Raw genomic sequence first — 22,934 nt, 5'->3', positions numbered from 1 at the left:
GCGGGAGGGCGGGATCAAAGGCCTGATTGCCACGCCCGGATGCCATCGACCGGCCACAGCAGCATGATGACGTTGAGGGTGAGATTGTCGCGGATGACGAGGGCGGCAACCGCCTCCATCACCAGGGCGAGGCCGAGCGTGACGCGCCAGGGCAGTTTGGCCGCGAGCCAGAAACCGACCAGCATCCACAGGATATCGGCCACCGAGTTGATCACGCTGTCGCCGACATAACCGACGGCAATGGTCGCTTCCCGGTAGCGGTCGATGATGATCGGGCTGTTTTCCAGGATCTCCCACGCGGCCTCGATGAGAATGGCGCCAACCGCCCGCCAGCCCAGCGGCACCCGGGGCACGGTGAAGTGGAACAGGGCGTAGAAGATCATCCCGTGGATGATGTGTGAGGGGGTGTACCAGTCCGACAGGTGCTGGGAGTTGTCGCTTGAGATCACATCGCCGGTCCACAGCTTGATCTCGCCGCAGGTGCAGATCGGCACCCGGCCCATGGCCAGCAAGATGGCCGCAGTCGCTGCGAGCAGCGCCGTAGCAACGAAAAAGGGGAGAAGCCGGGAAGAGGAAGCGGTCATCGTCGGATCCGGTGTTGCAGGCGAGGAGAAGGATGGGGCAGGCAATCCACGAATGCTGCCCCGCATTCGTGGCACTGGTATTTTGCGCCGGTCTTGACTAGGGTCCCGCGCACGAAACAAAGGGTGGCGCGGCGATGAGCCGGCCCGGAGGTGGGATCGAACCGGCTGGCTGGCCGGGAAGCCGGTCCCTCCCGGCCGGTTGTAATGGGCAAGGACCGGAGCTTTAGCCCGGTCCGCTGGACCCGCGCAAGCCGCCGCAGTCGATTTCTAAGGAGCAGGCATGAGCCTCAGCGAACTTCCGCAGCCGGCCGAGGCGCCCGGCAAGAATGCCCCCTATCTGTCGCGGCGCACCTTCGCGATCATCTCGCACCCGGATGCGGGCAAGACGACGCTGACGGAAAAGCTGCTGTTCTCGGGCGGCGCCATCCGCGCCGCCGGTCAGGTGCGCGCGCGCGGCGAGCGCCGCCGGGCCCGTTCGGACTGGATGAAGATCGAGCAGGAACGCGGCATCTCGGTGTCCTCCTCGGTGATGACCTTCGAGCGCGGCGGCATCACCTTCAACCTGCTCGACACGCCGGGCCACGAGGATTTCTCCGAGGACACCTATCGCACGCTGACCGCCGTCGACGCGGCGATCATGGTGATCGACGCGGCCAAGGGCATCGAGACCCAGACGCGCAAGCTGTTCGAGGTCTGCCGCCTGCGGGATATCCCGATCATTACCTTCGTCAACAAGATCGACCGGGAGGGCCGGCATCCGCTGGAGGCGCTGGACGAGATCCAGGAGGCGCTGGCCCTCGACGTCACGCCGATGACCTGGCCGGTCGGCATGGGCTCGGACTTCTTCGGTGTCTACGACTGGCGCAACAAACGCTTTCTCACCTCCAGCGAGGGGCGTGGCCAGCGCTTCGACACCATGCGCGAGGTATCGGGTCTTGAGGATCCGGTGCTGACGGAGACGGTCTTTGCCAACGTGATGACCGAGCTGGAGGAGAACGTGGAACTGGGCGCCGAAGCCTATCCGGAGTTCGACCGCGAGGCCTTCCTCGAAGGACATATGACGCCGGTGTTCTTCGGTTCGGCACTGCGCGACTACGGCGTTGAGGAGATCATCGAGTTCATCGCCGCGTTCGGCCCGGCACCTCACGCCCAGCCGGCCACCGCCCGGGTTATCCGTCCCGAGGAACCGAAGGTGTCTGGCTTCGTCTTCAAGGTGCAGGCCAACATGGATCCCAAGCATCGGGACCGGATCGCCTTCGTCCGATTGTGCTCGGGCACCTTCAAGCGTGGCATGAAGCTGAAGCATGTGCGCGCCGGCAAGACCATCGCCGTCTCCGCGCCGATCTTCTTCTTCGCCGAAGAGCGCGAGATTGCCGAAACCGCCTATCCCGGCGATGTCATCGGCGTGCCCAACCACGGCCAGCTGCGCGTTGGCGACACGCTGACGGAGGGCGAGGAAATCCACGTCACCGGGCTGCCGGCCTTTGCGCCGGAGGTGCTGAGGCGGGTGCGGCTGAGCGACACCATGCGGGTCAAGCAGATGCGCCAGGGTCTGGAGGATCTGGCCGAGGAGGGGCTGGTGCAGATCTTCAAGCCGAGCATTGGCTCCAACTGGATCGTCGGTGTCGTCGGCGTGCTGCAGCTCGATGTGGTGATCGACCGGCTGCAGGTCGAGTACCAGACGGAAATCGGCTTCGATGCGGTGCAGTACAACACCGCGCGCTGGATCGAGTGCGACGATGACCAGGTGTTGCGCCGCTTTCTTGATGCCAGCCGGGGCAGTCTTGCCTATGATCGGGATGACCGGCCTGTGTTCCTGTTCAAGAACGCGTGGGAAGTCTCCTATGTAGGCGAAAAGAATCCGGAGATTCGATTCCGTGAAACTCGGGAAATTGTTCATACGCCCGACTGACAGCAACGCTGGTCTCCGCCTCTGAAATGAGGCGGAGGTTGCCACGTTTCTGACGTATTCGTGAAAAAGGCGTAATTTGTGCGCTTTTTCTTGCAATGCGAGACGAACGCGACTACTTAGGATGTTCGCCGGCGAATATTTAAGGCGCCGCGACTCTGTTTGTCGATCTCTCTTGGAAACCAGAAAGGGGGTCCGGGTATCTTGGCCCTGACGAGCACACCTGTCCCGACTCTGTCCATGCGCTTTGGCCGCGCCATCGAATTGGTGCGCCTGTGGCTTGGTGGCAAGCCACCGGCCGTGCAGGTGGCGGCGTTGCCCTGGAGGCGGATGCCATCCGGCCAGGTCGAGGTGCTGCTCGCAACGAGCCGTGATACCGGACGCTGGGTGTTGCCCAAGGGCTGGCCGCAGAAGCGGCGCACGCTGAGCCAGTCGGCGGCGCAGGAGGCCTGGGAAGAGGTCGGTATGGTCGGCACCATGAGCGAGAAGGCCATGGGCAGCTACGGTTATAACAAGCGCCTCGACAATGGCTTCGACCGCCGCGTGCGCGTCTCGGTCTTTCCGTTGCGGGTGACCTCGCAGGCGGACAGCTTCCCGGAAAAGGGACAGCGGGAGATGCGCTGGTTCTCGCCGGAAGAGGCGGCGCGGCGTGTCCACGAGCCGGAGCTTTCCGCGCTGCTGCGCATGATCTCCACGGCCGATCTGTCATCATGATGACTCGGACGCAGCCCAGACTGGCGAGGGGCAGTGCGGTGCGGGGAACGTGAGAGGCGGAAGGTGACCATGAATGTCTTTCGCCCGCCCTCGACCACGACCCTCGACAAGGATCTGGAAAAATTCACCTACGTGGAGGAGGCCACCACCTTCCTGTCGCGGTCGCGCGTGGCGCAGGCGGCGGGGCTGGTGTTCCTTCTGGTCTGCGCCGGCGTTGCCGCGCTTGTCTTTCAGGGCAATCCGAACTGGCTGCTGATCGCGGCGGCCATCGCCGTCGGTGGCTATCTTGCGCTGAACATCGGTGCGAACGACGTGGCCAACAACGTCGGCCCGGCGGTGGGCGCGCGGGTGCTCACCATGGGCAGTGCGCTGCTGCTGGCCGCCCTGTGCGAAAGCGCGGGCGCTCTGATTGCCGGCCGGGAAGTGGTGACAACCATTTCCGCGCGCATCGTCAATCCTGCGATGTTCGCCGATCCGGCCGATTTTCCGTTGGCGATGATGGCGGCGCTGATTGCTTCTGCGCTCTGGATCAATCTGGCGACCATCCTGCGGGCACCGGTCTCCACCACCCATGCGGTGGTGGGCGGCGTGTTCGGTGCGGCGCTGGCCACTGCCGGGGCGGTGGCGCTCGACTGGCACACCATCACCGCGATTGCCGTAAGCTGGATGGCCTCGCCGCTGCTCGGGGCGCTGATCGCCGCCCTGTGCCTCGCGTTCATCAAGGATCGGATCATCTACCGGCAGGACAAGATCGCCGCCGCGAAATGCTGGGTGCCGGTGCTGTTTGGCGTCATGGTCGGGGTGTTCGCGGTCTATCTGCTGGCCATTGGCATGCCGGGGGCGAGCATTCCGCTACCGGCGGTCGTGGCAACCGGGCTTGCAGCGACTGGTCTGACGGCGACCCTGACCGCACCGATGGTGGCGCGCGCTGCGGAAGGTTTGGACAATCGCAATCAGTCACTGCGCTATCTCTTTCGTTGGCCGCTGATCCTGGCGGCGGCGATCCTCTCCTTTGCCCATGGCGCCAATGATGTGGCCAATGCGGTCGGCCCGGTCGCGGCCATCGTCGGCGCACTCGGCGGGACAAACGGTCTGGCGGGGGCGGGGCCCGGCCTGTCCGGCTCCGGCCTTATGTTTTCGGTGTTGCTCGTCGGAGCGGCGGGCATTTCCTTCGGTCTCCTGCTGTTCGGGCCGCGCCTTGTGCGCATGGTCGGCGAGCGGATTACCCGGCTCAATCCGATCCGGGCGTTTTGCGTGGCGCTGGCCACCGGGATCACGGTGCTGATGGCGAGCGGGCTTGGTCTGCCGGTGTCCTCCACCCATATCGCGGTCGGAGCGGTGTTCGGCGTTGGTTTCTACCGCGAATGGTTCATGAACCGGGACCGGTTGCAGAAGGCGGTGCGGCGCCGCTCGCCCTTCGATGAGCGCGGTGTGCTCAGGGAGGCGGAGCCGGCGGATCTGCGCCGCCGCAAGCTGGTGCGCCGCGCCCATGTGCTGACGATCGTCACCGCCTGGGTGGTGACGGTTCCCTCGACCGGGGCGCTGGCGGCGTGTATCTGGTACGCTTTGCAGTGGCTTCGCTGATCCTTCGCACGGGTTCCGAAATGTCGAAGCAGAGCGGTGTGGCCCCAACGCCGGCAGGCAGGAAACATGTTTGAAACGAGATACCGGAAGAGGATCGAGGCGGATCTGGCGCGCTGGACCGGCGAGGGGCTGATCAGCTCCGAGACGGCGGGGCTGCTACGGGCCGACGTCGCCGGACGCGCGCCCGCCGGACTGCGGGTGCCGATGCTGCTTGGCGCAATCGGCGTCATCTTCCTGGCCCTGTCGATTGCCGCCTTCGTGGCTGCCAACTGGGACGGCATCCCCCGTGTGGCGAAACTGATCGGCATTTTCGCCGCGATTGCCGGTGCGCATGGCCTCGCCGCTGTGCTGGCGGGCCGGGGGCGCAAATGGGCGGCGGATATGGCCACCATGTTCGCAACGCTCGTCTTCATATCCGGCATCGCGCTGGTCGGGCAGATCTATCACCTGCCCGCCGATTGGGAAGGCGGCGCCCTGCTGGTGTCGCTGGGGGCGCTCGCTGCCGCCTGGCTGACCCGGTCGCGCGGTGCGCTGGTGATTGCCGCCATCGCCGCGCTTGCAGCCATTCCCTGGTGGGAAGATCCGGCGACGGAGCTCATGTCGATCTTCTGGACCTCGGCGGCACTGTTTGTCGCCTGCCTTCTGCATGTCCTGCGCTTTTCTTCCTTCGCCGGCCGCGTGGCGGTTCTGGTGCAAGGGGTGGCGGTCTATGGCTGGGTTGCGGCCTGGTGGATTCCGGCGATCCATGACGAGGGGCCATATCTGCTGGCCATCGCCGCCGTTGCCGCCGCGCTTGCCGTCTGGGGCACGCTGCTGCGCGGCGGGCGGGTGCTGGGGCGCTCGCATCCCATGCTGGCCGGCCTGCCGTTGTTCGCCGGGTTGGTGCAAAACAGCGGCATCATGCTCTTGTCGATTTCCAGCATTCTGACCATCTCCGCCGTGCTGTTCGACGGCCGGAGCGATCCGCTGGCGCTCGATGCTGCGGTGATCTTCGATCTGCTGCCGGTGCTGGTCATGCTGGCGGCGGCCCTCATCGGCTGCGGCCTGATGCTGGCCGGTGGCGCCGACAAGAAGGCGCGGCGGGCGGTCTGCATCGTCGCCCTTTTGAACCTTGCCGGGCCGCTGCTGTTTCTGGTGCTGCCCTATGCCACGGTGCTCCATGCCGCCATTGCCTGCGCGGCGCTGATCGCCGTCAGCGCTCTTGGCGTTTATCTTTCGGTCGGGGCCTGGACCGTGGCGGGCAATCTCTGGCTCGCCATTTTGCTGCTTTTGCTGTTGCACGAGACCATCGGCTCGCTCCTGGGGCAGTCGGCGTTCTTCCTGGTTGCCGGTCTGGTGATGGTTGCGGTGGCCTTTGTCAGCGCGCGGATGATGATGCGTCGCCGGGCGGCGACCACGGCGGAGGAGCGGACATGAGCACCGCCTTGCGCTCTTCCTGGCTTCGCTGGGGGCTTGCCGCGCTGATCCAACTCCTGCTGGTCGCCCTGCCGCTCGCCGACCGGCTGTCGGTGCATTATTCCGGTGTGGAGGTGACACTGGCCCTGCGGCCGGTCGATCCGCGCGATCTGTTGCGCGGCGACTATGTGATCCTCAATCCGGCCATCGGCGAGGTGGATGTCTCCGAGGTCGGGCGCCCCGAGAACCTTCAGGCCGGCGACCGGGTCTGGACCGTGGTGGAGCCGGATGCGGACGGCATTTTCCGGGCGGTGGACCTGCTCCACGCGCCGCCCGCCGCCGGGCGCGTCGCCCTGAGCGGCACGGTGCGGCGGATTGCGGCGGGAGGCCGCGTTCTCATCGACTACGGGCTTGATGCGTTCTTCGTGCCGGAGGGGCGGGGCCGCGAGATCGAACGGCTGGATACCAGCACCTTGCGGCTGGTGGTGGCCGTCAGCGCGGACGGGCGCTCGGCGCCGCTGCGCCTTCTGGCCGATGGCAAGGTGCTGCTGCAAGACAGCGCCTTCTGATGTGTTTCGGGCCGCCCGTGGGCGGCCCGGTCGTCTCTTGATAACGCTCTGTTTCGCGGACGGGCCGGGCCGGTGGTGCTCAGTCGCCGTCCCCCTCGGCGAGCATCTCCAGCTCCAGCCAGGTTTCCTCCGCCTCCGCCAGCTTGTCCTGTGCCTTGGAAATCTCGGCCATCAGCTTGTCGAAGCGCTTCGGGTCGCGGGCAAAAAGATTCGCGTCCTCAAGCTCGCCCTGCATGGTGGCGATCCGGCTGGTGAGCGCGTCGATCTCGCCGGGCAGGGTCTTCAACTGATGCTGCTGGGTGAAGCTGAGGCGGGCCTTCTTCTTCGGCTTTTCTTCTTGCGGGCGTGGTTTCGCGGCCGCCTTCGCCGGCGCGGAGGAGGCGGCCTTGCGGGCCGCGACGCCGGCGCCGCGCTGGGCGACCATGTCGGAATAGCCGCCGGCATATTCGGTCCAGCGGCCATCGCCCTCGGCAAAGATCAGCGAGGTTGCCACCCGGTCGAGGAAGTCACGGTCGTGGCTGACCAGAAGCACGGTGCCGGGGTAATCCGCCAGCATCTCCTGCAGCAGGTCGAGGGTTTCCAGATCGAGATCGTTGGTCGGCTCGTCGAGCACGAGAAGGTTCGACGGGCGGGCCAGGGCCCGGGCCAGCATCAGCCGGCCGCGCTCGCCGCCGGACAGGGCGGCGACGGGAGTGCGGGCCTGTTCGGGGGCGAACAGGAAGTCCTTCATGTAGGACATCACATGGCGGGTGCCGGAGGGCAGGGTGACCATGTCGCCGCCGCCGCCGGTCAGCACGCCGGCGACGGTGTCGTCATCCTTCAGCGACTCCCGCGCCTGATCCATGGTCACCATTTCCAGGGCAGTGCCGAGGATGACCGTGCCTTCGTCGGGCTGGAGCGAGCCGGTCAGGAGTTTCAGCAATGTCGTCTTGCCCGCGCCATTCGGACCGACCAGTCCGACCCGGTCGCCGCGCAGGATCCGGGTGGAGAAGTCGCGCACGATCGGTCCGGTGCCGAAGTCCTTGCTGATCCCGCGCGCTTCCATCACCCGCTTGCCGGAGGTTTCCGCCTCGCCGACGGTGAGCGTTACGCTGCCTTGCGGTCCGCGATGGGCCTTTTTCTGGCTCCTGAGATCGGCCAGTTCGCGCACCCGGCGCATGTTGCGCTTGCGCCGGGCGGTGACCCCATAGGTCATCCAGTGTTCCTCGCGCTTGATCTTCTGCGCGAGCTTGGCCTGGTCCCGTTCTTCCTGCTCGAACACCTCGTCGCGCCAGGCCTCGAAATGGGCAAAGCCCTTGTCGAGCCGCCGCGAGGTGCCCCGGTCGAGCCAGGCCGTGGCCCGGGTCAGGTCGGCGAGGAACCGGCGATCATGGCTGATCAGCACCAGCGCCGAGCGCATCGAGGCGATTTCGCCTTCCAGCCATTCGATGGCCGGCAGGTCAAGGTGGTTGGTCGGCTCGTCGAGCAGCAGAATGTCGGGCTCCGGCGCCAGGGTGCGGGCGAGCGCCGCCCGGCGCTTCTCGCCGCCTGACAGGGTGCGCGGATCCTCCGCCCCCGTCAGTCCAAGGACGTCCAGAAGATATTGCGCCCGGTACGGATCATCGCCGGGGGCAAGCCCGCCGCTGGCATAGTCGAGGACGCTGTCATGGCCGCTGAGATCCGGCTCCTGCGGCAGATAGCGGATGGTCCGCCCCGGCTGGACGAAGCGCTCGCCGGAATCAGCCTCGATCAGACCGGCGGCGATTTTCAAGAGCGTGGACTTGCCGCAGCCATTGCGGCCGACAAGGCCGATCCGGTCGCCTTCACCGACCTGGATTTCTGCGCTGGTGAGCAGCGGCGTGCCGCCAAAGGTGAGGGAGATGTCGCGAAGATGCAGAACGGGAGGCGCCATGAATGAGCCGATTGAAACCCTGAGAGATGGCCGAAGCGGGAACCGGCTCCGGCATGCGGTGGATGAAACGGACGCAGAGCGTCAGGTGAGTGTGCGGGCGCGTTCCAGCAGTACGCGGGTCATGTCGATCAGCTTGCGCATTTCCGCGCGCGCGCGGTCCGCGTCGCCAGCCTCTACCGCCTCCAGCACCAGCCGATGCTGATCGAGAGCGATCGGGTCGGTGATGCGCGGATCGGAGGTGACGACGATCGAGGCACGCAAGGCATTCTCGATGCAGGCACCGAGGCCGGACATCAGCGCATTGCCGCTGGCGGCCAGCAGCAGCCGGTGAAATCGCACATCGGCATCGAGTGTCGCCTGGGTGCGGCCACCATCGGCCGAACTCATGGTCTCCAGGGCCTCGCGCAGATCGGCGAGGTCCTGCGGGCTGGCGTGCTCCGCCGAAAGGGCGGCGGCCTCCGGTTCGACCAGGTCGCGGATGCTGAGAAGCTCGTCCAGGATCTGATGCTGCGGTACCACCTTGCGGCGCCAGTGCAGCATCTGATCATCGAGGTAGTTCCAGTCGACCGCCGGGCGCACACTGGTGCCATGCTTTGGCCGGGAGGTGATCAGCCCCTTGCCGACCAGTGTCTGCAAGGCTTCGCGCAGGCAGGTGCGGCTGACGCCAAGGTCGGCGAGCAGGTCCACTTCGGTGGGGAGCGTGGTGCCCGGCGGATAGGTTCCGTCGAGAATCCGCAGTGCGATGGTTTCCGCTACGGCGGATTTGAGGTTGCCGCGAAGCTGCGGCGCAACATCCTGCATGGCGTCCGTCTTCTGTCTTGCGGCGGATCCGCTGAATTGGTCAGGCAAAGGCATCACGCATTGTCGCCTGCAAATCAAGGGGCGTGTCCGCCTCGCCCATGACAGACGCAGAAAAGTCGCGGTTGGACGTGCGGGGACGCGGAGGGAAGCTGCCTCCTTCGAATGGGAAGATTATGCGGCCGGAATCCTTGAGAGAGGAATGATTTTCCGGAGTCCTCGAAGTTTCGGAAAATCATATGTTTTCAACGTGGTTTACCGGATCGAGAGCGGCGGGGCTATTGTCTTCCTGGGGCAAGGGTGGAATGTTTGAAAAATGCCACCGCTGGTGTGTGCTGCCCGAGCCTGGAGGAGAGGTGGGGCGCGCGCCACGGTCGATGCCGACCGGCAAACGGGCGGGTCTGCGGATTTCGGGCACATGAATTGCAAATACCAGGGAGAGAACAATGACCAAGACTGTCCGTTCGGCGTTCTGCGCCACACTGCTGGCCGGGGCGTTGCTGACCGCAACTTCGCTGACCGCCGCCGCCGAGGTGGTGTATCACCGGGGCAATGACGGCAATCCGGAAACCCTTGACCAGCACAAGACCTCGACCGTCGCGGAGGGGCATATCCTGCGCGATCTCTACGAGGGGCTGATGCTCCACGATGCCAGGGCGAAGGTGGTGCCGGGCGTGGCCGAAAGCGTGGAGGTGTCGGATGACGGGTTGGTCTATACCTTCAAGCTGCGCGATGCGAAATGGTCGAACGGCGAGCCGGTGACCGCTGGTGATTTCGTCTATTCCCTGCGCCGCCTCATGATGCCGGAAACCGGTGCCAAATACGCCAACATGTTCTATCCGGTGAAGAATGCGGAGACGATCAACAAGGGCGAAGCGAAGCCGGAGACGCTCGGGGCTGTCGCTCTTGATGACAAGACCTTGGAAATTACCCTGGAACAACCGACCCCGTATTTCCTGGAGCTCCTGACCCATCAGTCCAGCCTTCCGGTGCATCCGGGCAGCGTCGAAGCTCATGGAACGGATTTCGTCAAGCCGGAGAACATTGTCACCAACGGGGCCTACACGCTCACCGAGTTCACGCCGAACGACAAGCTGGTCGCGGTGAAGAACGCGAATTATCACGGCGCCGACAGCGTCACCATCGACAAGGTGATCTTCTATCCGATCGAGGATCGCGCTTCATGCGTGCGCCGCTTCGAGGCCGGGGAAATTCATTCCTGCTCGGACCTGCCGACCGATCAGATCGCCGCCTTGCGCACCAAGTTTGGCGATCAGGTGCACACACCACCTTATCTCGGAACGTATTATTACGCGTTCAACATGAAAAAACCGCCGCTTGATGATGCGCGGGTGCGCCGCGCCCTGTCCCTGGTGGTCGACCGGGAATATATCGGCGAGGACATCTGGGGCGGAACCATGGTGCCGGCCTATTCGCTGGTGCCACCGGGGATCAACAACTACGGCGAGGCTGTCGAGGCGGATTACAAGGGCAAGGCGATGCTCGACCGCGAGGACGAGGCGTTGAAGCTTCTCGGCGAGGCCGGTTTCGGTCCGGACAAGCCCCTGAAGCTGGAGATCATGTACAACACCTCGGAGAACCACAAGAATACGGCAATCGCCATTGCCGACATGTGGAAGACCATTGGCGTGGAGACCTCGATGGTCAACCGTGACCTTGCCAGTCACTATGCCCACCTGCGTGAAAAGGGCGATTTCGACATCGCCCGTGCCGGCTGGATCGGTGACTATTCCGACCCGCAGAACTTCCTGTTCCTGGTGGAATCGGACAACGTCGGCTTCAACTACGCGAATTACGCCAACCCCGAGTATGACGCGCTGATGGACAAGGCCGTCGCCGAGACGGATCTGGAAAAACGGGCGGAGATCCTGCGCCAGGCGGAGACCATGTTCCTTCGGGATCTGCCATTCCTGCCGATCCTCTACTACTCCTCGCACAGCCTGGTATCGCCCAAGCTGTCCGGCTGGGAGGACAATCTCATGAATGTGCATCCGACGCGGCTGCTGTCGATCGGCAACTGACGGGCCGGCGGCGGGGAGGTTCCGGCTTTCGCGGACCGCCCCGCCGCCTCGTCTGTCGCTCCGCCGGCGTGACATCCACCGGTGGACGCCCGTTGTCTGACAAACCTGGAGCCTGCATCTGATGCTCGGCTACGTGCTGCGCCGGCTGTTCACGGCGATCCCGACCCTGTTCTTCATTGTCACCGGGGCGTTCTTCCTGATCCGCGTCGCGCCGGGCGGACCGTTCAATCTGGAACGGCCGCTCGAAGCCAAGGTGATGGAGAACCTGAACAAGATCTATCATCTCGATAAGCCGCTCTGGGAACAGTACCTCTATTATCTCGGCAATCTGATGCGCGGCGACTTCGGCCCGAGTTTCGTCTATCGCGACTTCTCGGTGTCCGAACTGTTCGCCTCGGGCCTGCCGGTCTCGGTGCAGATCGGCGCCTCGGCGCTGGTGCTGGCGCTGGTGTTCGGCACGCTGCTCGGCGTTGCCGCCGCCTTGCGCCAGAACCAGCCGGCGGATTACGGCGTTGTCGGCCTCGCCACCCTTGGCATCACCATTCCCACCTTCGTCATCGCGCCGCTCCTGTCGCTGGTCTTCGGCGTCTGGCTCGGGTGGCTGCCGGCCGGCGGCTGGGGCGATGGTGCCTTCGCCAACAAGGTCCTGCCGGTGGTGACGCTGGCCTTGCCGCAGATCGCCGTGGTCACCCGGCTGACGCGCGGAGCGATGATCGAGGCGATGCGCTCGCACCATATTCGCACCGCGCGCGCCTATGGGCTGAAGCCCTGGACCGTCGTTGTCGTGCATGCGCTGCGCTCGGCGATCCTGCCGGTGGTGTCTTATTCCGGACCGGCGGCGGCGGCGCTGCTGACGGGCTCGGTGGTGGTGGAGACCATCTTCGGCATTCCTGGCATTGGCCGGTATTTCGTCCAGGCGGCGCTCAATCGCGACTACACGCTGGTGATGGGCACGGTGATCGTCATCGCCATCTTCATCATCATCTTCAACCTTGTGGTCGATCTGCTCTATGCGCTGATCGACCCGCGCGTGCGGCTGGGGTAGCGACATGGCGACCATGGACACAACCGCAGCCGCGCCGGTTCGCGGGCGTTCGCTCTGGGATGACGCGCTGATCCGGCTGAAGCGCAACAGGGCGGCAATCGTCAGCCTGGGGTTCCTCGTGGCGATGGCGCTGGCCTGCATCATCGGGCCGCTGCTGACCGGTCATGGCTATGATCAGGTGTATCGCTCCTATGTGAAGGTGGGGCCGAGCCTGACGCCCTATCCGCGAGCGGAGACGGTGGCGCCGGCAGCCCGGCGGGCGCTGCGCCGCGCCCGGGTCGAGGTCGGCGAGGATATCGTCATCGGCGACGGCATCGTGCGCATTCCGGTCTCCTCCGAAGGCGAACTCGACCAGCGCGTCGTGCGCTACATCGACCGGGGAGATATCTTCTCCGGCGGCCGGCTGGAGAACCTTTCCGCCGATGGCCGCTCTGCGGTGATCGTCGCCGATATCGCGCAGCTCACCTTCCTGTTTGGCACCGATGCGACCGGCCGCGACCTGCTGACGCGCACGCTGATCGCCGGGCGGATCTCCATGACCATCGGCCTTTTGGCGACGGTGGTGGCGATTGTCATCGGCGTCACCTATGGCTCGCTGTCCGGCTATCTCGGCGGACGCGCGGACCTGTTGATGATGCGCATCGTCGATGTGTTGTACTCGCTGCCCTTCATCTTCTTCGTGATCCTGCTGGTGGTGTTCTTCGGGCGCAATTTCGTGCTGATGTTCATTGCCGTCGGCGCGGTCGAATGGCTCGACATGGCGCGGATCGTCCGGGGCCAGACCCTGACCCTGAAACGCCAGGAGTTCGTGCAGGCGGCCGAAGCGCTCGGGGTGGAGAATATCGGCATCCTGCGCCGGCACATCATCCCCAACCTGACCGGGCCGGTGGTGATCTACATGACGCTCCTGGTGCCGAAGGTGATCCTGCTGGAAAGCTTCCTGTCGTTCCTCGGTCTTGGCGTGCAGGAGCCGATGACCAGTTGGGGCGTTCTCATCGCGGAAGGCGCGCGGGACATCGAGGGCAACCCGACCATGCTGCTGTTCCCGGCGCTGTTCCTTACCTCGACGCTGTTCGCCCTCAATTTCATCGGCGATGGCCTGCGCGATGCGCTCGACCCGAAGGACCGATAAAGATGACGGCAATGACGGACGCGGTAGCGGCGGAAACCGTTCTCGACATTCAGGATCTGCGCGTCACCTTCCAGACCAACGATGGTCCGGTGGCGGCGGTGCGCGGCGTCGATATCAGTGTGAGCAAGGGCGAAACGGTCGCCATCGTCGGCGAGAGCGGGTCCGGCAAGAGCCAGACCATGATGGCGGCGATGGGGCTGCTCAGCGACAACGGCCGGGCCGAGGGGCGGGTGCTCTACCGGGGGGAGGACATCCTCGGCCTGCCGCTGAAGCGCCTCAACAAGGTGCGCGGCGCCCGCATCACCATGATCTTCCAGGAGCCGATGACCTCGCTCGACCCGCTCTACACCATCGAGCGGCAGTTGTGCGAACCGATGATCGAGCATGGCGGGCTGGGCCGCAAGGCGGCCGCCGCCCGGGCGCTGGACCTGCTCAAGCTCGTCGGCATTCCCGCGCCGGAAGACAAGATCAAAGCCTATCCGTATGAGCTGTCCGGCGGTCAGCGCCAGCGGGTGATGATCGCCATGGCGCTGGCCAATGACCCGGATGTTCTGATCGCCGATGAGCCGACGACGGCGCTCGACGTGACCACCCAGGCGCAGATCCTGGACCTGCTCGCCGATTTGCAGAAGCGCATCGGCATTGCCGTGGTCTTCATCACCCATGATTTGGGCATCGTCCGGCGCATCGCCGACCGGGTGGTGGTGATGAAGGACGGGGAGGTGGTGGAAACCGGGCAGACGGCGAAGATCTTCGACCGCCCGGCCCATCCCTATACCCGGATGCTTCTGGATGCGGAGCCGGAGGGCGAGAAGCCGCCGGTCGGTGAGGACAAGCCGATTGTCATCGACGGTCAGAAGGTCGGGGTGTCCTTTGCCATTCCGCGAGGCTTCATGAAACCGCCGGCCTTGTTTCACGCGGTGGAGGATGTATCGCTGGTGGTGCGCGAGGGGCAGACCCTTGGCATCGTCGGCGAAAGCGGGTCCGGGAAATCGACCTTGGGGCGGGCGCTTCTGCAATTGCTGCCCCATTCCGGACGGGTGCATTTCGATGGCAAGGACATCTCCAACGCCGGCAAGCAGGTGATGCGCCCGCTGCGCCGCCAGATGCAGCTTGTGTTTCAGGATCCGTTCGGCTCGCTCAGCCCGCGCATGACCGTCGGCCAAGTGGTCACCGAAGGGCTGCTGGTGCATGAGCCGGGCCTGTCGGCGGGCGAGCGCGATCGCCGGGCCTGTCAGGTGCTGGAAGAGGTCTCGCTCGACCCGGCGATGCGCAACCGCTACCCGCATGAGTTTTCCGGCGGACAGCGCCAGCGCATCGCCATTGCCCGCACCATGGTGCTGAAACCAAGGCTGGTGGTGCTGGACGAACCGACCTCGGCGCTCGACCGCACCGTGCAGAAGCAGATCGTCGAGCTGTTGCGCGGACTTCAGGCCGAACACCGGCTCACCTACGTTTTCATCAGTCACGATTTGGCGGTGGTGCGGGCGCTGGCCGATACGGTGGTGGTGATGAAAACCGGCAAGGTGGTGGAGGCCGGACCGACGGCGGCGATCTTCGAGGCGCCGCGCGATCCCTATACGCGCGACCTGATCGCGGCGGCCGCGCTGGAGCCGATGCACGGCAGGGTCGTTGACGCATGAATGCACGCTCGCGCTTTGTCGCGGGATCGGCTACAACACGGACGATCCGGACATCGGGTATTCGGGAGTGATCCATGGAAATGAAACGGCGCCTTGACGCCAGTGGCGCGTTGACGCGGCGCAGCCTCGTTCTTGGGGCCCCCTTGGTGCTGGCCGCGTGTCAGACCTCGGGCGTTGCGACGAGCGCGGTCGTTGGGCTGCACAATCAGCCTGCGCTGCCGGGGGAAGGGTTCGATTACGCGGCGGCCTATGCGGCGACGACCGATTACGACTTCAAGGTCCCGGCGCTGAACTACAAGAAGTATGACCGCAAGTACTGGCGGCAGGTGGTGGACTACGACACCAGCGAGCGGGCCGGGACGATCATCGTCGACCCTTACGGCAAGTTTCTGTACTGGACGCTCGGCGGCGGCAAGGCTCTGCGCTACGGCATCGGCGTTGGCCGGGCCGGCTATGCCTGGAACGGCGATGCCAAGGTGCGGGTGAAGCGCGTGTGGCCGATCTGGCGCCCTCCACGGGAAATGATCGCCCGCAATCCGGCTCTGGAGAAATACTGGAAGGACGGCTACCCGCGCGGCCCGAAGAACCCGCTCGGCGCCCGGGCAATGGACCTGTGGCAGGGCAGTGTCGACACGCTCTATCGCATCCATGGCACCAAGAAGCCGGACAGCATTGGCCGCAGCGTGTCCAGCGGCTGCATCCGCATGTGGCATCAGGACATCATCGACCTGTTCAACCGGGTGCCGCTGCACACCAAGGTGGTGGTGCTCGACAAGGCCCACTCGACCAGTTGATGGCAGTGGGCTGAAACGGAAACGGCGCGGCTTGGGGGCGGACCCTAGCCCGCGCCGCCCCGGGGGCGCAGCGAGGCGACGAAGTCGTTGAAGCGCTCGCCCTGGATCAGGATATGGGCGCGCAGCGCCTCTTCCGCACGCGCGTCGTCGCCGTCGAGAATGGCCGCGACGATCGCCTCATGCTCCTGAAATGAAGTGCCCACCCGGTTGCGCACATGCAGTTGCAGCCGGCGATAGGGCTTCAGCCGGCTTTGCAGCACTCGTGCCTGTTCGGCGAGAAACTCGTTGCCGCTGCCGCTGTAGATCGCTTCGTGAAACTGGCCGTTCGCCTCGAAATAGGCACTGGGGTCGCCGCTTTCGGTGGCTCGGGCGCAGGCTTCATGGGCAGCGACAAGCCGGGTGTGCTCGTCGGCCGTCATGCGCCGGGCGGCGAGACGGCCGCACATGGCCTCCAGCTCCGCCATCACCTCGAACATCTCGATCAGCCGGCGAATGCCGATTTCGCGCACGAAGGCGCCGCGCCGGGGGCGAATCTCGATCAGCCCGGAGGCCGCAAGCTCGATCAGCGCCTCGCGGATCGGCGTGCGCGACACGGCGAAACGCCGCGCCAGCGAAGCTTCGTCAAGCCGGGTGCCCGGCGGGTAGACGCCGCCGGCAATGTCCTCTTCCAGAACTTCACGCAGCGCCTTGGCGGTACGGGTCGCGGTGGGGGCATGGGGGGCGGTCTCTGTGCTCATAGGATCAGAATATGCACATTCTTCCATCTTGTATACAAAAACCGTTGACTTGAATGCGTGGGGCGTGATTGCCTTACAGTCCGGGCGGGAGGAACCGGCCAGGGATTGGTGGCGATCCGCCATTGGGCGCAAGCCACGGAATGGATTTTCAAAAGAAACGCCGGGCGTCGGCAAGGCCGTCGGACGGTGATGGGAGGAACAACATGTTGCAGAAACTGGCGAAGGCGGCCCTCGGGCTGACCACTGCGCTGGCGCTTGCCATTCCGGCGGCGCAGGCGGCGGACAAGGTGTTGAAGGCGTCGCACCAATGGCCGGGCGGCAAGGGCGATGTGCGCGACGAGATGGTGCAGATCCTTGCCCGCGAAGTGGCGAAGGCGAATGTCGGCCTTGAGATCAAGGTCTATCCCGGCCAGTCCCTGTTCAAGGCGCGTGAGCAGTGGGGGGCGATGACCAAGGGGCAGCTCGATATTGCCGCGTTCCCGCTCGACTACGCCTCGGGCCGTCACCCGCAGTTTTCCGCGACCCTGATGCCTGGTCTGGTGCGCAACCATGACCGGGCCGCGCGCCTCAATGCCTCGCCGTTCATGGATGACATCAAGAAGATCGTCAACGATGCGGGCGTCGTCGTTTTGGCCGATGCCTGGCTTGCCGGCGGCTTTGCCTCCAAGAAAGAGTGCATCACCTCGCCGGAGACGATGAAGGGGCAGGTGACCCGCGCCGCTGGTCCGGCGTTTGAGCAGATGCTGGTCGGGGCAGGGGCGTCGATTGCCTCCATGCCCTCTTCGGAGATCTACACCGGGCTCCAGACCGGCGTTCTCGACGCGGCCAACACCTCCTCCGGCTCCTTCGTCTCCTACCGCCTTTACGAGCAGGTGGTGTGCCTGACCGCGCCGGGCGCCAATGCGCTGTGGTTCATGTATGAGCCGATCCTGATGTCCAAGCGCAGCTGGGACCGGCTCGACGAGGCCCAGCAGAAGGCGCTGATGGCTGCCGGCAAGGTGGCGGAAGCCTACTTCCTGGAAGAGGCCAAGGGGCTCGATGGCAAGCTGATCAAGGCCTACAAGGACGCGGGCGTCGAGGTGGTGGAGATGTCTGCCGACGACTATGCCGCCTGGCTGGAGATCGCCAAGAAGACCTCCTACAAGGAGTTTTCCGAGAAGGTTCCGGGCGGTGACGAGCTGATCGCCAAGGCGCTCGCCGTCGAATAAGCCGCGCCCAGCGGGGAGGGCCGTCGGAGCATCCGGCGCCCCCTCCCTTGCGGGTCCGAACGCCGCGTCGGCTGGCCGGACAACCACCGGCCCCGCGCGGCGGATCGACACCGAACCGGCATTCGTCGTCCGGTCGCATCAGAAGACTTCCGTCATGCAACTTTACATTTCCGCCATCTCGGCGCTGTCGCGGGTGTTCGGGGTTCTGGCCATGCTCTTGACCGCCTCGGCGGCGCTGGTGGTCACGCAGATGGTGGTGCTGCGCTACTTCCTGAATGAATCCACCATCTGGCAGACCGAATACGTGATCTATGCGCTGGTCGCCGCCACCTTCCTCGGCTCGCCCTATGTGCTGCTGGAAAAGGGGCATGTGAATGTCGATCTTTTGCAACTGCAGGCAAAGCCGCCCCTGCGCCGGCTGATGCAACTGCTGTCGGCGCTCGTCAGCATCGCCTTTTGCGCACTTCTCGGCTGGTCCGGCTGGACCTTCTTTCACGAGGCGCTGGTCGGCGGCTGGCGGACGGACACGGTCTGGGCGATCCCGCTTTGGATCCCGGTGCTGCCGCTGCCCTTGGGCGTCGGCCTGCTGGTCCTTCAGTATATCGCCGAAATCATGAAGCTTTATGGAGGCGCGCGATGACGCCGATGCTGTGGGGGGCCGGTGTTCTCGTCGCGCTCCTGTTCCTTCTGGGGATCGGAACCCCGATCGCCTTCGCGCTGGGCTTTGTCTCCATCGCCGCGCTGATCCTCGCCGATGGCTGGGGCAGCCTGTCGATCCTCGGCGAAACCTTCTTCGGCGGGCTGGCCTCCTTCGGGCTGGTGTCCATCCCGATGTTCATCCTGATGGGGGCTGCGGTGGCCTCCTCGCCGGCCGGCAAGGACCTCTACGAGGCGCTTGACCGCTGGCTCAACCGGGTGCCCGGCGGGCTGGTGCTGTCCAATCTCGGCGCCTGCTCGATCTTCGCCGCCTTGTCCGGATCCTCGCCCGCCACCTGTGCCGCGATCGGCAAGATGGGCATCCCGGAGATGACCAAGCGCGGCTATCCCAACGAGATTGCCGCCGGTTCGATCGCCGCCGGCGGGACGCTGGGCATTCTCATTCCGCCGTCGATCACCATGATCGTCTATGGCATCGCCACGGAAACCTCCATTGGCCGCCTGTTTCTCGCTGGTCTGCTGCCGGGCGCGTTGCTGACCGCGCTGTTCATGGCCTGGACCATCTTCGATTGCCGCCGGCGCGGCATCGGCCTTGATGCACTGGGCCGGCGGTTCACCTTCCGCGAGCGCTTCGCCGCCCTGCCGCGGGTGCTGCCGTTCCTTGGCATCATCGCGGCGATCCTGTTCGTGCTCTATGGCGGCATCGCGACCCCGTCCGAGGCAGCGGGCGTCGGCGCGCTGTTCTGCCTGATCTTCGTCGCCGTGATCTATCGCCTGTGGCGCTTGTCGCTTTACAATTCGCTGTTCCGCGACACGCTGAAGGAAAGCGTGATGATCATGATGATCATCGGCGCGTCGGAGCTGTTCTCCTTCGCCCTGTCGTCGCTGTTCATCACCCAGACCATCGCCGAATGGATCGCCGCCCTTGACGTGAACGCCTGGGTTCTGATGGCGATCATCAACGTGTTCCTGCTGTTCGCCGGCTTCTTCCTGCCGCCGGTGGCGGTGATCCTGATGACCGCGCCGATCCTGCTGCCGATCATCATCCAGGCCGGCTTCGATCCCTACTGGTTCGCGGTGGTGCTGACCATCAATATGGAAATCGGGTTGATCACGCCGCCTGTCGGGCTCAACCTTTACGTGATCAACGGCATTGCACCGAACATCACTTTGGGGGAGATATTGCGGGGCTCCTTGCCCTATGTCGGCTGCATGGTCGCCGCAATCGTGCTGTTGTGTCTGATGCCGGGGATCGCCCTGTGGCTGCCCAATCTCGTGATGGGAACCGCCTTATGAGCAGTACCAGCTTCTTCAACGACCTCTTGTCCTCCATCGCCGAGCAGGGCCGCAACCTGCTGGATCTTCGCCGGGAACGGGTGCCGAGCGGGAAGGGGCTCGGCGACCTGTGCGAAGCGCTGCTGTCGCAGCGCGGCGAGGCCTCCGGGGTGGCGCTGGCCCGCGATGTGCTGACCAGCTACGCGGGCCTGTCGGACGCGGAGCGCTACGCATTCTTCCACGACCTGAAGACCCGGTTCGGGCCGGATGTCGATGGGGTGGCCGAAGTGGCGGCGGCGGTGCTGAAGACGCCGGGTGAAGAGGCCTTGCTGCGCCGCTTGCATGCCCTGTCCGAGCCGCGCCGCCAGGAGTTGATCCGTCGGCTGAACCTTGCTCCGGGCGGAACCTCGGCGCTGGTGCGCATGCGCACGGACCTGCTTGCGGCCATGCGGGCCGATCCATCCCTGAAGGACGTGGACCGGGACTTCGAGCATCTGTTCTCCTCCTGGTTCAACCGTGGCTTCCTCGTCATGCAGCGCATGGACTGGTCGACCCCGGCGGCGATCCTGGAGCGGATCATCCGCTATGAGGCGGTACATGAGATCAGTGATTGGGAGGACCTGCGCCGGCGGATCGATCTGCCCGACCGGCGGATCTATGCCTTCTTTCATCCGGCACTGGTCGATGATCCGCTGATCTTCGTGGAAGTGGCGCTGACCCGGGCAATCCCCGAGGCGATCCCGCCGATCCTGGCCGAGGAGCGGGCCGAGGTGTCCGCCGGTGAGGCCACCACCGCCGTGTTCTACTCGATTTCCAACTGCCAGGAGGGCTTGCGCGGCATTTCCTTCGGCAACTTCTTGATCAAGCAGGTGGTGGAGGAACTGCGCCGCGACCTGCCGAACCTGAAGACCTTCGTCACCCTGTCGCCGGTACCCGGATTCCGCGCCTGGCTGTCCGGGGCGCTTGCCGATCCGGAAAGTGTCGCCTGTGCGGTCTTGTCGCCGGCCCAGATCGAGGCGCTGAAGGAAGCCGGTGGCACGGCGCCGGAAGAAGGGCTGTGCGAGCCGCTACGGGCCCTTTGCGCGCATTACCTGGTGCGTGAAAAGAAAAGCGGTATTCGTCCGCTTGACCCGGTTGCCCGCTTTCACCTGGGCAATGGCGCCCGGCTGGAGCGGATCAACTGGGACGCCGATCCCTCCCGCAATGGCCAGCGCCAGTCCTGTGGGATGATGGTCAATTATCTCTATGACCTTGGGCATATCGAGAAGAACCACGAAGCCTTTGCCGCGACCGGATCGGTGGCGGCGGCAAGCGCGGTCTCCCGTTTGCTCAAGGCTGTCCCTGAAAAGAAGAAGGCTCCGGATCCGGTCGCATGACGCAGAAAAATCATCTCTTTTCCGAAATTCGTGAGGCGGTGCGCGATCCTGCTGCGCCGTTCCTGCAGGCCCCGTCCGGCGAGATCACCAGCTATGCGGACATGTTGGAGCGCTCTGGTGCCTATGCCAATGCGCTGACGGCGCTCGGTGTGGTCCCCGGCGACCGGGTGGCCGTGCAGGTGGACAAATCCGCCGAGGCCCTGATGCTCTATCTTGGCACCGTGCGGGCCGGTGCGGTGTTCCTGCCGCTGAACACCGCCTATACCCCGGCGGAGGTCGCCTATTTCGTCGGCGATGCCGAGCCGGCACTTCTGGTGTGCGATCCCGCGCGAACCGAAGCGCTCACGCCCATTGCCGGCAAGGTCGGTTGCCGGCTGGAAACCCTTGACGGGAATGGCAAGGGCTCGCTGGCGACCCTGGCCGATGAGGCCGCCGGCGACTTCGCCGATGTGCCGCGCGGGCCGGATGATCTGGCGGCGATCCTCTACACCTCCGGCACCACCGGTCGGTCGAAGGGCGCCATGCTCAGCCATGAGAACCTGGCCTCCAACGCGCGGATGCTGGTCGACTACTGGCGCTTCACCGATAAGGATGTGCTGCTGCACGCCCTGCCGATCTTCCACACCCACGGGCTGTTCGTTGCCAGCAATGTGACCCTGCTGGCCGGCGGGTCGATGCTGTTCTTGCCGAAGTTCGATCTGGCGGAGGTCCTGCGACTGATGCCCCGGGCCACCACCATGATGGGCGTGCCGACCTTCTATGCCCGGCTTCTGGGGTCTGATGCCTTCACCCGGGACCTGGCTCAGCACATGCGTCTGTTCGTCTCCGGTTCCGCGCCGTTGTCGGCGGAAGTGCACAAGGCATTCAGTGCCCGCACCGGTCATGCGATCCTGGAACGCTACGGCATGACCGAAACCAACATGAACACCTCCAACCCCTACGATGGCGACCGGCGTCCGGGCACTGTCGGCCTGCCGTTGCCGGGGGTGGAACTGCGCATCGCCGATCCGGAGACCGGCAAGGTTCTGCCCGATGGCGAGGTCGGCGGCATCGAGGTGCGCGGTCCGAATGTCTTCAAGGGCTACTGGCGGATGCCGGAAAAGACCGCCTCGGAATTCCGTGCCGACGGGTTCTTCATCACCGGCGACATGGGGCGGATCGACGAGCGCGGCTATGTGTCGATCGTCGGCCGGGCCAAGGATCTGATCATCAGCGGTGGTTTCAATGTCTACCCGGCTGAGGTCGAGGCAGTGATCGACGAGATCGATGGCGTCGCCGAAAGCGCGGTGATCGGCGTGCCCCACGCGGACTTCGGTGAAGGGGTGGTTGCCGTGGTCGCGGCGCACAAGGGGGCGGCGCTGACCCCGGAGAAGGTCATCGCCCCGCTGGCCGACAAGCTGGCGAAGTTCAAGCAGCCGAAGCAGGTCTACCTGCTGCCCGAACTGCCGCGCAACACCATGGGCAAGATCCAGAAGAACGTGCTGCGCGATCAGTTCAAGGACACGTTCGGCGCCGGTTGACCGGCGTCTTCGCGACCGGTCTCTGCCTGAAAGAAGAACGCCCGCCGCTTTCGGCGGGCGT

General features: G+C 65.1%; 19 protein-coding genes. 15 read left to right on the top strand and 4 right to left on the bottom strand.

The window, feature by feature from the left end:
• Positions 1-14: 14 nt before the first annotated feature.
• Positions 15-584, bottom strand: coding sequence for a DUF2585 domain-containing protein (locus tag LC062_RS08990; protein WP_224910698.1), 570 nt, complete (start codon positions 582-584; stop codon positions 15-17).
• Between the two features lie 280 nt (positions 585-864).
• Between LC062_RS08990 and LC062_RS08985 the strand changes: the two genes are divergently transcribed.
• The 5 genes from LC062_RS08985 to LC062_RS08965 all read left to right on the top strand — a co-directional run bounded on the left by LC062_RS08985 (position 865) and on the right by LC062_RS08965 (position 6,755).
• The gene (locus LC062_RS08985; protein WP_224910697.1) at positions 865-2,496 is read left to right on the top strand and encodes a peptide chain release factor 3; all 1,632 of its coding nucleotides are present in this window, start codon (positions 865-867) and stop codon (positions 2,494-2,496) included.
• A gap of 201 nt (positions 2,497-2,697) precedes the next feature.
• Positions 2,698-3,207 (top strand): NUDIX hydrolase, encoded by a 510-nt coding sequence (locus LC062_RS08980; RefSeq protein WP_224910696.1) that lies wholly within the window; start codon positions 2,698-2,700, stop codon positions 3,205-3,207.
• A 69-nt stretch (positions 3,208-3,276) separates the two neighbouring features.
• The gene (locus LC062_RS08975; RefSeq protein ID WP_224910830.1) at positions 3,277-4,791 is read left to right on the top strand and encodes an inorganic phosphate transporter; all 1,515 of its coding nucleotides are present in this window, start codon (positions 3,277-3,279) and stop codon (positions 4,789-4,791) included.
• Between the two features lie 66 nt (positions 4,792-4,857).
• Entirely contained in the window at positions 4,858-6,207 is a 1,350-nt protein-coding gene (locus LC062_RS08970) for a DUF2157 domain-containing protein (protein ID WP_224910695.1), read from the top strand.
• Entirely contained in the window at positions 6,204-6,755 is a 552-nt protein-coding gene (locus LC062_RS08965) for a GDYXXLXY domain-containing protein (RefSeq protein WP_224910694.1), read from the top strand. The genes LC062_RS08970 and LC062_RS08965 overlap by 4 nt, the downstream gene beginning before the upstream one ends.
• Before the next feature lie 79 nt (positions 6,756-6,834).
• Here the strand turns inward: LC062_RS08965 and LC062_RS08960 are convergent, their stop codons facing one another.
• Positions 6,835-8,646 (bottom strand): ABC-F family ATP-binding cassette domain-containing protein, encoded by a 1,812-nt coding sequence (locus tag LC062_RS08960; RefSeq protein ID WP_224910693.1) that lies wholly within the window; start codon positions 8,644-8,646, stop codon positions 6,835-6,837.
• Positions 8,647-8,727: 81 nt separating this feature from the next.
• The gene (locus LC062_RS08955) at positions 8,728-9,447 is read right to left on the bottom strand and encodes a FadR/GntR family transcriptional regulator (RefSeq protein ID WP_224910692.1); all 720 of its coding nucleotides are present in this window, start codon (positions 9,445-9,447) and stop codon (positions 8,728-8,730) included.
• 443 nt (positions 9,448-9,890) lie between these two features.
• Here LC062_RS08955 and LC062_RS08950 point away from each other — a divergent pair, with 443 nt between their 5' ends.
• The 5 genes from LC062_RS08950 (at position 9,891) to LC062_RS08930 (ending at position 16,100) form a co-directional block, all read left to right on the top strand.
• Positions 9,891-11,486, top strand: a complete 1,596-nt coding sequence (locus LC062_RS08950; protein ID WP_224910691.1) for a peptide ABC transporter substrate-binding protein — start codon at positions 9,891-9,893, stop codon at positions 11,484-11,486.
• A 121-nt stretch (positions 11,487-11,607) separates the two neighbouring features.
• A complete protein-coding gene (oppB, locus tag LC062_RS08945) occupies positions 11,608-12,531 on the top strand; it encodes an oligopeptide ABC transporter permease OppB (RefSeq protein ID WP_224910690.1) in 924 nt (307 codons plus the stop codon).
• 13 nt (positions 12,532-12,544) lie between these two features.
• The gene (locus tag LC062_RS08940; RefSeq protein WP_224910689.1) at positions 12,545-13,663 is read left to right on the top strand and encodes an ABC transporter permease subunit; all 1,119 of its coding nucleotides are present in this window, start codon (positions 12,545-12,547) and stop codon (positions 13,661-13,663) included.
• 2 nt (positions 13,664-13,665) lie between these two features.
• On the top strand, positions 13,666-15,306 hold the full coding sequence (locus tag LC062_RS08935; protein WP_224910688.1) for an ABC transporter ATP-binding protein: 1,641 nt from the start codon (positions 13,666-13,668) through the stop codon (positions 15,304-15,306).
• A 74-nt stretch (positions 15,307-15,380) separates the two neighbouring features.
• Positions 15,381-16,100, top strand: coding sequence for a L,D-transpeptidase (locus LC062_RS08930; protein WP_224910687.1), 720 nt, complete (start codon positions 15,381-15,383; stop codon positions 16,098-16,100).
• Between the two features lie 44 nt (positions 16,101-16,144).
• Here the strand turns inward: LC062_RS08930 and LC062_RS08925 are convergent, their stop codons facing one another.
• Positions 16,145-16,837: a GntR family transcriptional regulator gene (locus tag LC062_RS08925; RefSeq protein ID WP_224910686.1), complete on the bottom strand. Its 693-nt coding sequence runs from the start codon at positions 16,835-16,837 to the stop codon at positions 16,145-16,147.
• A gap of 203 nt (positions 16,838-17,040) precedes the next feature.
• Here LC062_RS08925 and LC062_RS08920 point away from each other — a divergent pair, with 203 nt between their 5' ends.
• The 5 genes from LC062_RS08920 (at position 17,041) to LC062_RS08900 (ending at position 22,873) form a co-directional block, all read left to right on the top strand.
• Positions 17,041-18,045 (top strand): TRAP transporter substrate-binding protein, encoded by a 1,005-nt coding sequence (locus LC062_RS08920; protein ID WP_224910685.1) that lies wholly within the window; start codon positions 17,041-17,043, stop codon positions 18,043-18,045.
• Positions 18,046-18,199: 154 nt separating this feature from the next.
• Complete coding sequence (locus LC062_RS08915; RefSeq protein WP_224910684.1) at positions 18,200-18,685, top strand: TRAP transporter small permease subunit; 486 nt, start codon at positions 18,200-18,202, stop codon at positions 18,683-18,685.
• Complete coding sequence (locus LC062_RS08910; RefSeq protein ID WP_224910683.1) at positions 18,682-19,998, top strand: TRAP transporter large permease; 1,317 nt, start codon at positions 18,682-18,684, stop codon at positions 19,996-19,998. The genes LC062_RS08915 and LC062_RS08910 overlap by 4 nt, the downstream gene beginning before the upstream one ends.
• On the top strand, positions 19,995-21,353 hold the full coding sequence (locus LC062_RS08905; RefSeq protein WP_224910682.1) for a malonyl-CoA decarboxylase: 1,359 nt from the start codon (positions 19,995-19,997) through the stop codon (positions 21,351-21,353). The genes LC062_RS08910 and LC062_RS08905 overlap by 4 nt, the downstream gene beginning before the upstream one ends.
• Complete coding sequence (locus LC062_RS08900; RefSeq protein ID WP_224910681.1) at positions 21,350-22,873, top strand: malonate--CoA ligase; 1,524 nt, start codon at positions 21,350-21,352, stop codon at positions 22,871-22,873. The genes LC062_RS08905 and LC062_RS08900 overlap by 4 nt, the downstream gene beginning before the upstream one ends.
• The last annotated feature ends 61 nt before the right edge of the window (positions 22,874-22,934 follow it).

The organism is Stappia indica (assembly GCF_020177335.1).
Lineage (GTDB): Bacteria > Pseudomonadota > Alphaproteobacteria > Rhizobiales > Stappiaceae > Stappia > Stappia indica_B.
This window is presented reverse-complemented; position numbering and strand designations above follow the sequence as displayed.